The organism is Chamaesiphon sp. OTE_75_metabat_556 (genome assembly GCF_031378165.1).
Lineage (GTDB): Bacteria > Cyanobacteriota > Cyanobacteriia > Cyanobacteriales > Chamaesiphonaceae > Chamaesiphon.
The window spans coordinates 1-10,986 of sequence record NZ_JANNDR010000024.1 but is presented as its reverse complement, the minus strand read 5'-3'; the positions used below and the strand labels follow the sequence as shown (position 1 = coordinate 10,986).

Here is a 10,986-nt window from a genome sequence, read left to right as displayed (position 1 = left end):
CCCAACTCCCCCACTAACTCCCAATGCCCCCACAACGCATCACCCCCCAAGCAGGACAAGAATCAGTCTGGGACTACCCGCGCCCCCCGCGTCTGGAAAAAGTCGATAAACGCATTCAGATTATTTTCAACGATCGCCCTTCGTCGATACTACTGCTGCTTATCGTGTCCTCGAAACAAGTCATCCACCCATGTATTACTTGCCACCTGCGGATATTCAGCTCCAATATTTGCAGGCGACGACAAGCGGTTCTTTCTGCGAATGGAAAGGAAATGCCCTCTATTACAACGTTATCGTCGATAATCGCCGGATCGAAAATGCGGCTTGGGCGTATCCAACGCCCACCAAAAACTTTGAACCGATCGCCAATTACTTGGCTTTCTACGCTCGATTCATGGATGCGTGCTATGTCGATGATGAGCTGGTAACACCGCAACCAGGAGAATTCTATGGTGGCTGGATTACCAGCAATATTGTCGGCCCATTTAAAGGTACTCCTGGTAGTTGGGGTTGGTGAGTTTGTCGGTGACGGAGAATCGAACCCACCGCGCCCGATGGGTAACACTCAACTATTGCTAGTATTGCTGTTGGCGATCGTGGAGACAATCAACAGCCGAATTAATCCTCCTGTTCCAGTGCTTTCTTGGCAATTGCGAGTTGGGAGCGTTGCTCGTCACTAATTTGAGGATAGGCTAAATCCATCTGCTGGAGACGATTGCAGATGATATCGGCAACAGTGAGGCGGGTAAACCATTTGCGATCGGCCGGAATGATATACCAAGGGGCGACTGCGGTACTAGTATGGTTGAAAATATCTGTATATGCCGCCTGATAATCATCCCAATAGGCACGTTCTTGAATATCTTGGACACTAAACTTCCAATGTTTTTCTGGTTCATTAATCCGACCGAGAAACCGCCGTTTTTGCTCTTGTTTAGAAACATGTAAAAAGAACTTAATGATGACGGTACCATTACTCGTTAAGTAACGCTCGAAATCATTGATTTCTTGAAATCTTTGCGGCCAAATCTGTTTGAGATCGAGATGCGGCAAGCTTTGAGCTGCTAAGAGTTCGGGATGGACGCGTACGATTAGAGCTTCTTCATAATACGATCGATTGAAAATCCCAATTCGACCGCGTTCGGGTACGGATTTGTGGATGCGCCATAAATAATCGTGGTCTAATTCTTCAGTTGATGGACTCGTAAAGCTGAAGACTTGACAACCTTGAGGGTTGATGCCAGACATCACATGCTTAATGGTGCTATCCTTGCCAGCAGCATCCATTGCTTGAAAAATAATTAATACTGAAAATTTATTTTGAGCATAAAGAATATTTTGATACTCTGCTAATTGCAGGATACCCGCTGCTAATTTGACTTGCGCGGACTCTTTACTCTCAAATTTTCCTGTATCTGCTGGGTCGTAATCTTGGAGATCGATCTTTTGGCCTGGTGGGACGATCGTGCGATGACTTAATGGATTGGGAGTAAAATCGGCTGTCATGATGGAGATTTGGGGACGATTTCCACGATCTCACGTCACAGGCTGACAACCAGATCGAATGGAGTGGTTTTGGCGGATTTTTTAGTCAATTTTCAGCAATCTAGCTGAGTTTCGGTCGAGGTTTAACTCGTTCTTAACCTGGGTTTGGGCAATCGAGGTTTACTCGATCGCCCTTGTCCTGATACATTGAGCGAATACTGGCTCATAAAAATTAATAACTCTACTCTTGTGCATTTATGAAAGTCCTGGTGATTGGCGGCGATGGTTATTGTGGGTGGGCAACTGCGCTATACCTGTCCAACCGGGGGTATGATGTCGGAATTTTGGATAGTTTAATTAGACGGCATTGGGATTTAGAGCTAGGAGTAGAGACACTTACACCGATTTCCAGCATCCACCAACGGATTCACAGATGGCAACAATTGTCAGGGAAGCAGATCGATTTATTTATTGGGGATATTAATAACTACGATTTCTTACAAAAATCTTTACAAGCATTCCAGCCCGAAGCGGTAGTTCATTTCGGCGAGCAGCGTTCGGCACCATTTTCGATGATCGACAGAGAACATGCAGTCCTGACACAGGTAAATAATGTCGGCGGTACTCTCAATCTGTTGTACGCGCTGCGGGATGATTTCCCCGACTGTCATCTCGTGAAACTGGGAACGATGGGTGAATACGGGACGCCCAACATCGATATCGAAGAAGGTTACATCACGATCGAGCATAACGGTCGTACTGATACTTTACCCTATCCCAAGCAGCCAGGTAGTTTTTACCACTTGAGCAAGGTGCATGACAGCCACAATATCCAGTTTGCTTGCAAGGTGTGGGGCTTGCGCGCGACGGATCTCAATCAAGGGGTCGTCTATGGCGTGCTGACCGAAGAAACGGGAATGGACGAACTGTTAATCAACCGTCTCGACTATGATGGCATCTACGGTACCGCGCTCAATCGGTTTTGCATTCAAGCCGCGATCGGACATCCCCTGACAGTCTATGGTAAAGGTGGCCAAACTCGGACTTTCCTGGACATCCGCGATACAATTCGGTGCGTGGAACTGGCGATCTCCACTCCCGCCAAAGCCGGAGAGTTTCGCGTCTTCAACCAGTTTACCGAGATGTTTAGTATCAACGATCTCGCGCTCAAGGTGAAGCAGGCAGGCATTTCGCTCGGCTTGGATGTGGAAATTGAGACGATCGATAATCCCCGCGTCGAAGCCGAAGCACATTATTTCAATGCCAAAAATACCAACCTGCTCAATCTGGGACTAAAACCGCATTTTCTCTCCGATTCGCTCCTCGATTCGCTGCTGAATTTTGCCATTAAGTACCAACAGCGTGTCGATCGATCGCAGATCTTGCCTAAAGTTAGTTGGAAACGGAGTTAGGGATTAGGGTAAGATAATAACAAGTTAAGATGCTGTGTTAGGAAAAAAATATTATATGAAACGGCTTGCTCGTCTACTCTTTGTCTTTAGTCTCTGCTTGACTTGCTTGGTTGGTTTCGCTCAACCATCAATGGCAGCTAGTTGGAATGGCTCGATGTTGTTGGCTGACACTGCCACTACTGGAGAAGCGATCCGCAATAGTGCCGATAGTAAATTGGGCACAGAGTTTGGTAAAAAAATCGATCTCAACAACACCAACGTTCGGGCATTCCGCAAATATCCCGGTCTCTATCCTGCACTAGCACGCAAAGTGGTAGACAACGCTCCATACAAAACTGTAGAGGATGTATTGAGTATTCCAGGTCTGAGCGAAAAGCAAAAAGAAATGCTCACCGCCAACATTGACAAATTTACCTTAACCTCTACCGATGATACTTTCAACGAAGGTGGCGATCGTTATAACAATGGTTATTACTAATCTCGATCGGTAATTCATAAATTACCCCTGATACTTCAATCCCACCTACCTTCAGGTGGGATTTTTTTGTGTCATTCATCACAGATAATAGGGGGTAGAGGGTAGGCTTTAGGCTTTGGGGAATAGTGGACAGTGATTAGTGGATAGTGGATAGTGGATAGTGATTAGAGAGTTTGGCCGCAAGCATCATTTTCCGCTAGCTCACCCAGTCCCCAAGCCCTCCCATCCTCCAGTCTCTCAGTCGCCTCGTCCCCTCGTCTCCCACCCCTATACTCCTATGTCCCTACCTACTAGCTTTGATGTCATTGTCGTCGGAGCTGGAGCGGCTGGATTGTATTCTGCGCTGTGCTTGCCAGCTTCCTTGCGAGTGGCGATCGTCAGTAAGGCTAGTTTACCCCTGTCGGCGAGCGATTGGGCGCAGGGAGGCATCGCGGCGGTCGTAGATCCCCAAGACTCGGTAGACTTGCATATTGCCGATACCGTGCGGGCGGGGGCGGGATTATGCGATCGATCTGCGGTAGGATTTCTAGTCACCCAGGCGGCGGAGTGTATCGATTCGCTGGTGAATTTTGGGGTGGGATTTGACAGAGTCGATGAAAAATTAGCCTTGACGCTCGAAGCGGCGCATTCCCGTCCGCGCGTGTTACATGCCGCCGATACGACAGGGCGCGCTCTAGTGAGTACTTTAGCCGATCGAGTCTTAGCGCAACCAAATATTACCGTATTTACCCAAGCTTTCGCGCTGGATTTGTGGCTCGAAGCTGGAACCTGTCGGGGGATTAGTCTCCTGTATCAAGATCAAATTACCTGGGTGAGAGCTACCGCCGTCGTGTTGGCAACTGGTGGCGGCGGACAGGTGTATGCTCAAACAACCAATCCCGAAGTCAGCACTGGCGATGGCGTGGCGATGGCACATCGCGCGGGCGGAGTCTTGCGCGATCTGGAATTTTTCCAGTTTCATCCGACTGCCCTCACCAAAGCTGGTGCGCCCCGCTTTCTGATTAGTGAAGCAGTCCGGGGCGAAGGTGCTCATTTAGTCGATGACACTGGCTATCGGTTTACCTTTGACTACCATCCCGCTGGAGAACTTGCGCCTAGAGATGTCGTCAGTCAGGCAATTTTTAGTCATTTGCTCAAACATAGTCCCGATCCGACCAAGGGATGTGTCTGGCTCGATCTCAGCCCGATTCCCGAAGCAAAAATTCGGCATCGATTCCCCAATATCATTCAAGTTTGCCAGCATTGGGGGATCGATATTTTGCATGATTTAATTCCGGTGGCTCCAGCAGCACATTACTGGATGGGCGGCATTCAGACAGATTTGATGACCCGTACGAGTATTCCTGGTGTCTATGCGGTGGGCGAAACTACCAGTACGGGCGTACATGGAGCCAATCGATTGGCAAGTAATTCGCTACTAGAATGTGTGGTCTTTGGTGCCCAGTTGCATGAAATAGCGATCTCATCAGTACCAGAGTTATCGATCGATCCGATCGCAACTGCCCCCTTGAACGTCGATCTTCAGCTCCAACAAATAGCTAAAACTACCCAAATTTGGTCGCAGCAAGTCAGTTCGATTCGTCAAGAATTACCACGATTGATGTGGCAAGCTGCCGGAATTTGTCGCGATCGCACTAGTTTAGAAACAGCAATCGATCGAGTCAAACTTTTACAAACAGAATTCAATCTGTTAGCGATCGGTCAATTAATTTCCCAACTCACTCCCCCCATAACTATTAATTTACCAGCCGGAATATCACAACAAGATCTCTATATTTGGGGCGAGACTCGGAACTTATTAGATATCGGACTGACGATTTTAACTGGCGCACTGATGCGCACAGAGAGTCGGGGTGGACACTATCGTACCGACTTTCCCACACTCGATCCTAGCTGGCAAGTGCATACGATCGTCCAGGGAGATAGATGGTCTAAATCTGATTCGATCGATTGAGGAGGATTCAATTCTAACCTATAGACGATCGACAAGTTACTTTATTCCAGCCATAGAACCTAGGATAAATGAACTCAATCGTACTCATAATGAGATTACTTCCGGTAGGCTTCGCCAACGATAAAATTGAATCTATTTGGCGAAATAGAGATGAGGAAGCACCAGCACAAAGTATATGGATACAAGTTTAGAGATTGGCTAAAACCTACTAAAATTTAGAAAAACATTTTGTTCGATTAGCCTCTCCTTGCATCAAGAAGATAACAGTCGATCGCCAATTTCAGGATACAGTAAGAACAAGCTATCGACACTGGCTAATCTCGCTTCGGACACCAATGAAGTAGCGATAATCAATCTGTCAAAGGGATCTTTATGAACAGGAGATAAACTAACAGCTCTACAAGCCACTTCAGGAGTCAACGGTAGCAAACAAATACCTGAAGGTTCCAAAGCCTCTCGAAACCATTCATTAGCAGCACAGGGCAGCTCTAGACGACCTTTTTCCTGTGCCAACACAATCTCATAACAAGAAATTGGTGATATCCCAACTCGTTCGGCTGATTCAATTTGCTCGCGCTATGAGGCTGGAAAACGATCCCAATCATTGGTAATCAACCAAAACCAAATATGGGTATCTAGCACAATTATTTCAGACATTCCCAATCTTGTTCATCAACAATCGGACTGACAATATCCCCCAATGTTTTTCCCTTACCAGCTATTAGGGTTGAGGTGGTGCGGCGTTTTCTTGAAGGATTGGAAGCGTTGTTTCCGATCGCGCTTGCTTCAGGTTGGTTTGTGGCTGAGTAGCTGCTACTGAGAGAACGAATAAAATCTAAAAGGCTTAGTTGCATTGGTTCGGGGATTTTTTCCAGTTCCCGAACGATCGATTCGATCGCGGAGCTTCCGCTTTGCGGGGTTGTGTTCATAATATGATATGGGAAGATTGAAGGATAATTCAAGTCTACCAAAAAAATTCCAGCTCTAGAGCGCAGTATTCAAGAAATTAGACACAGAAGGGGAACGATCGTGAATAATCGATAAATGATGTCAGATCCAGTAGTAGATAATATCGATTAAAATATCGATAGTAATAGGAAGTCATGATGAAAGCTTACGAACTACCCGCAAGAATCGACTCAGCAGGGGATATAGAGATCCTAAATTTGAATTCAGTAGAAATTCCGATCGGATCGAAAATTAAGGTAATCGTGTTAGTGGAGGAAGATAATGAAGATGATGAATCCCCTGCACAGAGTTTTCGGGAAGGATGGGCAGATGTTGTAGTTGGAAATACAATACCTGCCTCTCAGCTATGGGAGTAAGTTGATGGATGAGCCACAAATTTCTATTCAGGTTGATGCAACTGCTAAGTTCCAGAAAAAGATGAAGAGTCTGGAAAGGAAATATCGAAATATCATTGAAAGTACTCAACACAAAATTCCTGCTCTAAAATGTAGTAACCACGAAATTATTCAAGAGTTTAACTTATCATGAAAAAACAAGATATGATGCCAGATCTATCGGTCGATCGCCGACTGCTCGATAATTTACGGCAAGCTCGATTAAGTTTTGAAGAAGTCGATCTGCAAATGGAAGAAATAATAGCTAAACTTGACGAACTAATTCGACAGCAAAAGTTGCAACATATTAAGCAGAAGCAAAAAACTAGTTAATCGATTCCGCAAAGCGGAGGCTACGCCAACGAGTCCCAAACATGTTTGCTACAGATTAGTCTCGATCGAGAACCCCTGAAGCACCCAAAACCTGCTAAATTAAAATCGGCAGATCACCTCTAGATTCATCAGTGGCTAAATTACCAGATCCCGTCCTCACAAATATCTTCACACTACAACGCCGAATCATTGAATCAATTGAGGCAACTACCGCTTTAGCATTTAGATTATTCACGCAATGGGGGGAAACCACTGAAACCTTAACAGAACTTGAAGAACTCCAAAATATACAGGAGCGGCTGAGATCTCAGTACTCTCGATTGAACACCTTATTGTTAAAAGTTTCAGAGTCTCAACCAACTGCCTCAGAAGATATGTTAAATTTATTGTATCGGACGATTGAGGTAGCCGAATTATCTTTAGATGCTAGTATTGCTAGTTTGCAAGAAATTCAACGGAATTGGAACTAATCATGAGTAACGAACTTAGAATTCCCGATGCTGAAACTAGAGCAAAAAATCTGGCTAGTTTGAGATCTGCTATTCATCAATTAGATATTGTCAATCTGATGCTAGACGAAGTGATTGCCTTAGCCGATCGAGATTTGCTCCAACAACGTCGAGCCAGATTATTGTCTAAGTCTAACTACATGTCTACAGAACAGATTGAGAGCTAATTAATAAAGCCTCCGATCGACAAAGTTTTGATTATCGATCAAGTCCCAAACATGTTTGCTACAGATATTCGATCGACCCCATCGAAAAAACAGCTCATTAACGATCTGAAATCGACTCGATCGAGTTCATAATGCGATCGAGAAGATTGAATGATAGTCAATTTTGACATTTACTGAAAAATCATGTGAGAGTAGGTTCTATCGCTTTCCAATTTGGAGATTAGTAGGTTTAGGGCTAGAAATTACTATGAGAAGTGACTGATAGTCTTTGTATCCTAGCAAGGGAGCTAGCATAATCGCAATTACTCTTGCCCTCTCCATCCTACCGCTTTCCAACGCTTCAGCTAATTTTTCGGATAGAGCTAGTTTGATTTCATGCTCGGTGCGATATTTTTGCATTTCTGCATTCAGGCGATTTACTTCTCCTGCTCCATTATCATTAGAGCCAATTGGAATTGTAATACCAACAACAGCCTCTAAATTTGTGCCAGATCCACTATTAGTCGGAGAAACCCTAGTAACAGCAAAGATGCAGCCACCATTACAAGTAGGCGGACTAAGAGTAGAAGAGGAACTCCAGCTAGTAACTTGAGTTGCAAGTGTTGATGACGATGCTGTTGATACTGTCGATAATGTTGAAGCTGTTGAGGTAGAACTGCTAGGTATGATTATGCCTCCAGTAGTTGTTTGAGAAGTAACGCCAGCAGTGGTAGTAGAGCTATCACCCGTAGTCACTTGTGGGTTGCTAGTATTGCTAGCAGTGGAATTAGAGTTATCAGTCGTATTATCAGCAGCGAAAGTGGGATAAGCTGTCACAAACAGGAATAAGATTCCAACTATTGCTCCTGTGCCTGCTTTTTTATTTTGTGATTGCATGATGAGATTAATACGGATGAATAGAAGCGATCGATTTCTTAGATAAGATCGATCGCTTCTCAATTGCTAATTTTTCGAGAAGGATAGATATTGAATGTATTCAGAAATTAGCACTGTTTTATAATCATTTATAGTTATTCCAATTAAGAACGAGACAGATCGAACTACTCAAAAATAGTTCTGGCAATAGTTTAGCTATCTAAATTTGTCTCAAACTTATTTGGAATGACTATAGTATGCTCCTACCACTGTAGTGAAGGATTGCGATTGACACTATACCCTAAAGACTCTAGCTTTTTATAAATTCCTTCGGTTACGACAGGATACAAAGGATATACATTCATAATTCCATTAGTTCCTAGACTTTTATCAAAATATGCTTCATCTAAGTAAAGTGCATGGCCAATTTCATGTGTTGCCAGTTTGGTTAGCTGATAAGATTCAGATCCATTTAGAAAGCTTCTTCTGATCGTTATCGTAGTGTGATACGGAGAAGATAAGAGAAAACGTTGACGGGGTTGTGGACTATTGGGGAAGTCAGTTTCTGCCCAATGATTTCCAGGCTGCCTCATCTCTCCAGCTACAACATTGATGTTTAAAACTCCACTTGAAACTGAATCCCGTGTAATAATATTTTCCCAGTTCTGAGCAGCTTTCAGAATTGAGTTTTGTTGTGCAGTGGTAAAGCTTCCATTTTGAAAGTAAAGATTAATCTTAATATCAGGATTAGATACTGGTTGAGATGTTGGTGCATTACAAGAGTTAACTGTATTACTTGACCAAAGAGCTTGGTTTTGGGCATTATACATGACAATATTTCCGTCATCTTGAACCGTGAGTTTTGTTGCACCGCGACGCTCAGTATTAGAAGCCCAAACAGGACCATTACTGGTATTATAAATAACTAAATTACCATCGTTTTGAAAAATAGTCTGTTTGACATTCTTCCCATAAGTTCCTGTATGCCACAAAGCTTGACCATTCGATTTCCGATACAGGACTAAATTTCCATCAGTTTGAGCATTTAAGCTAAAGCACTGATTGTTAGATGTAATGCTCGACCCTGGTTGCATTATCATATTATTGATAAGCGGATTAGTTGGACGAGCAGGTGTGGGCGTACTATTACCACAAGAAGTAACTGTGTTCGTGTGCCAAAGAGCTTGGTTCTGGGAATTATACATGACGACATTTCCGTCATCTTGGACGTAGATTTGTGCTGCGCCTCTCCGTTCAGTATTAGAAGCCCAAACAGGACTGTTGCTGGTATCATAAATAACTAAATTGCCGTCAGTTTGGAAAATAGTTTGTTTAACATTCTTCCCATAAGTTCCTGTATGCCATAAGGCTTGACCATTCGATCTCCGATAAAGAACTAAATTTCCATCAGTTTGAGCATTTAGACTAAAGCACTGATTGTTAGACGTAATGCTCGACCCTGGTTGCATGATAGTGTTTGTGGGAAATGCTTCTGCTTTTTGTGCTGTCGTCAAAATGGCACTGATACTTGACAGTGCAAAAATAGTCACTGCAAATTTACCAAGCTTTGATTTGCTTAAATTAGACATTTTTATTTAGGGGAGGCTCTAGCTCTAGTTAGAAATACAGGGATAGATCGGATGAATCGTTACCCGACTACAAGCATATTCAGGCTGAAGTCGATCGTCCATAGGAAAAAATAGGCAGTTATAAACCTGTGATCTGAAAACACGACATAAAATATCTGACTAGATCCGGAAAAAAAGTAATGGGTTTAGTTACAGAAAAGTAGGATAAAATAGGAGCAATGTATTCTATCGCCTCACTATGGATATTACCGAAGCTCTGAAAATAGCTGACAACTTGGTCTTTGCCTCGCGGAATAAGCACCTAAGCGACTTAGAGAGAGCAATTATTGAAGGCGTATGCGAGGGTAAAAAATATTCACAGATAGCCAATGACAACTACTGCGAACAATCGCATGTTAATGATGTGGCAGCGGATTTGTGGAAGGCGATCTCTAATGCGGTAGGCGAACAAGTAAAGAAGACGAACTTTCGTTCTACTATCGAACGCTATCGCTCTGAAAATAGTGCATCTGTTGGACAAGTATCATTCAATGTCTGTTCACAGATCACACTAAACAATCATCAATATCATGAAGATCGACAAATTGATCGAACCAACACCCCACAGTATTTAAAAACTATTCCAGATCTCATACCTATTTATGGGCGCACCCAAGAGCTAGACTCACTCAAGAACTGGATACTCACAGAACAATGTCGATCGATCGTCGTTTACGGTACTTCAGGTATTGGTAAAACTACTCTAGCTAGACAATTATTAGAAGATCTTAAAGGTGAGTTTGATGAGATAGTTTGGCAAAGTTTAGGTTGTCAGCGTTCTCTGGTTGAATTTATCGATCGAAATCTGATCGCATCACTCAA

At 43.7% G+C, this 10,986-nt stretch carries 12 protein-coding genes and 2 pseudogenes; 9 read left to right on the top strand and 5 right to left on the bottom strand.

From position 1 onward, the window contains the following. Nucleotides 1–23 precede the first annotated feature (23 nt). Nucleotides 24–517, top strand: a pseudogene (locus RMO27_RS00990) (DUF427 domain-containing protein). Nucleotides 518–618: 101 nt separating this feature from the next. On the opposite strand, the gene RMO27_RS00985 reads toward RMO27_RS00990, so the two are convergent. Further along, a complete protein-coding gene (locus RMO27_RS00985) occupies nucleotides 619–1,506 on the bottom strand; it encodes a polyphosphate kinase 2 family protein (protein ID WP_309728207.1) in 888 nt (295 codons plus the stop codon). 236 nt (nucleotides 1,507–1,742) lie between these two features. Between RMO27_RS00985 and RMO27_RS00980 the strand changes: the two genes are divergently transcribed. The 3 genes from RMO27_RS00980 to nadB all read left to right on the top strand — a co-directional run bounded on the left by RMO27_RS00980 (nucleotide 1,743) and on the right by nadB (nucleotide 5,329). Next, nucleotides 1,743–2,897 carry an NAD-dependent epimerase/dehydratase family protein gene (locus RMO27_RS00980; protein ID WP_309728205.1) on the top strand — a complete coding sequence of 385 codons (1,155 nt, stop codon included), beginning with the start codon at nucleotides 1,743–1,745 and terminating at the stop codon, nucleotides 2,895–2,897. A 55-nt stretch (nucleotides 2,898–2,952) separates the two neighbouring features. Further along, entirely contained in the window at nucleotides 2,953–3,375 is a 423-nt protein-coding gene (gene psbU, locus RMO27_RS00975) for a photosystem II complex extrinsic protein PsbU (protein WP_309728202.1), read from the top strand. A gap of 277 nt (nucleotides 3,376–3,652) precedes the next feature. Continuing rightward, nucleotides 3,653–5,329: an L-aspartate oxidase gene (nadB, locus tag RMO27_RS00970; protein ID WP_309728200.1), complete on the top strand. Its 1,677-nt coding sequence runs from the start codon at nucleotides 3,653–3,655 to the stop codon at nucleotides 5,327–5,329. A 252-nt stretch (nucleotides 5,330–5,581) separates the two neighbouring features. Here nadB and RMO27_RS00965 read toward each other — a convergent pair. Both RMO27_RS00965 and RMO27_RS00960 read right to left on the bottom strand, forming a co-directional pair. Beyond that, a pseudogene (locus RMO27_RS00965) lies at nucleotides 5,582–5,986 on the bottom strand (type II toxin-antitoxin system VapC family toxin). Continuing rightward, nucleotides 5,974–6,291: a hypothetical protein gene (locus RMO27_RS00960; protein ID WP_309728198.1), complete on the bottom strand. Its 318-nt coding sequence runs from the start codon at nucleotides 6,289–6,291 to the stop codon at nucleotides 5,974–5,976. Before RMO27_RS00960 ends, RMO27_RS00965 begins: the two are co-directional and overlap by 13 nt. A 144-nt stretch (nucleotides 6,292–6,435) precedes the next feature. On the opposite strand from RMO27_RS00960, the gene RMO27_RS00955 reads away from it, so the two are divergent. The 4 genes from RMO27_RS00955 to RMO27_RS00940 all read left to right on the top strand — a co-directional run bounded on the left by RMO27_RS00955 (nucleotide 6,436) and on the right by RMO27_RS00940 (nucleotide 7,681). After that, complete coding sequence (locus RMO27_RS00955) at nucleotides 6,436–6,654, top strand: hypothetical protein (protein ID WP_309728196.1); 219 nt, start codon at nucleotides 6,436–6,438, stop codon at nucleotides 6,652–6,654. Between the two features lie 168 nt (nucleotides 6,655–6,822). Beyond that, nucleotides 6,823–7,005 carry a hypothetical protein gene (locus RMO27_RS00950; RefSeq protein WP_309728194.1) on the top strand — a complete coding sequence of 61 codons (183 nt, stop codon included), beginning with the start codon at nucleotides 6,823–6,825 and terminating at the stop codon, nucleotides 7,003–7,005. 131 nt (nucleotides 7,006–7,136) lie between these two features. Beyond that, on the top strand, nucleotides 7,137–7,475 hold the full coding sequence (locus RMO27_RS00945; RefSeq protein ID WP_309728192.1) for a hypothetical protein: 339 nt from the start codon (nucleotides 7,137–7,139) through the stop codon (nucleotides 7,473–7,475). Nucleotides 7,476–7,477: 2 nt separating this feature from the next. Beyond that, the gene (locus tag RMO27_RS00940) at nucleotides 7,478–7,681 is read left to right on the top strand and encodes a hypothetical protein (protein ID WP_309728190.1); all 204 of its coding nucleotides are present in this window, start codon (nucleotides 7,478–7,480) and stop codon (nucleotides 7,679–7,681) included. 198 nt (nucleotides 7,682–7,879) lie between these two features. Here RMO27_RS00940 and RMO27_RS00935 read toward each other — a convergent pair whose 3' ends face one another. Together RMO27_RS00935 and RMO27_RS00930 are read right to left on the bottom strand one after the other, a co-directional pair. Beyond that, nucleotides 7,880–8,557 (bottom strand): hypothetical protein, encoded by a 678-nt coding sequence (locus RMO27_RS00935; protein WP_309728188.1) that lies wholly within the window; start codon nucleotides 8,555–8,557, stop codon nucleotides 7,880–7,882. A gap of 242 nt (nucleotides 8,558–8,799) precedes the next feature. Next, nucleotides 8,800–10,125 (bottom strand): hypothetical protein, encoded by a 1,326-nt coding sequence (locus RMO27_RS00930; protein ID WP_309728186.1) that lies wholly within the window; start codon nucleotides 10,123–10,125, stop codon nucleotides 8,800–8,802. Between the two features lie 238 nt (nucleotides 10,126–10,363). Here RMO27_RS00930 and RMO27_RS00925 point away from each other — a divergent pair. Further along, nucleotides 10,364–10,986, top strand: a 623-nt coding sequence (locus RMO27_RS00925) for an ATP-binding protein (protein WP_309728184.1), incomplete at its 3' end; no start/stop codon positions are given.

Excerpts from the sequence above, each read along its gene's own strand:
- RMO27_RS00930 (WP_309728186.1), bottom strand. The coding sequence starts at position 10,125 with ATGTCTAATTTAAGCAAATCAAAGCTTGGTAAATTTGCAGTGACTATT.
- nadB (WP_309728200.1), top strand. The coding sequence starts at position 3,653 with ATGTCCCTACCTACTAGCTTTGATGTCATTGTCGTCGGAGCTGGAGCG.
- RMO27_RS00935 (WP_309728188.1), bottom strand. The coding sequence starts at position 8,557 with ATGCAATCACAAAATAAAAAAGCAGGCACAGGAGCAATAGTTGGAATC.
- RMO27_RS00955 (WP_309728196.1), top strand. The coding sequence starts at position 6,436 with ATGAAAGCTTACGAACTACCCGCAAGAATCGACTCAGCAGGGGATATA.
- RMO27_RS00985 (WP_309728207.1), bottom strand. The coding sequence starts at position 1,506 with ATGACAGCCGATTTTACTCCCAATCCATTAAGTCATCGCACGATCGTC.
- RMO27_RS00950 (WP_309728194.1), top strand. The coding sequence starts at position 6,823 with ATGAAAAAACAAGATATGATGCCAGATCTATCGGTCGATCGCCGACTG.
- RMO27_RS00940 (WP_309728190.1), top strand. The coding sequence starts at position 7,478 with ATGAGTAACGAACTTAGAATTCCCGATGCTGAAACTAGAGCAAAAAAT.
- psbU (WP_309728202.1), top strand. The coding sequence starts at position 2,953 with ATGAAACGGCTTGCTCGTCTACTCTTTGTCTTTAGTCTCTGCTTGACT.
- RMO27_RS00980 (WP_309728205.1), top strand. The coding sequence starts at position 1,743 with ATGAAAGTCCTGGTGATTGGCGGCGATGGTTATTGTGGGTGGGCAACT.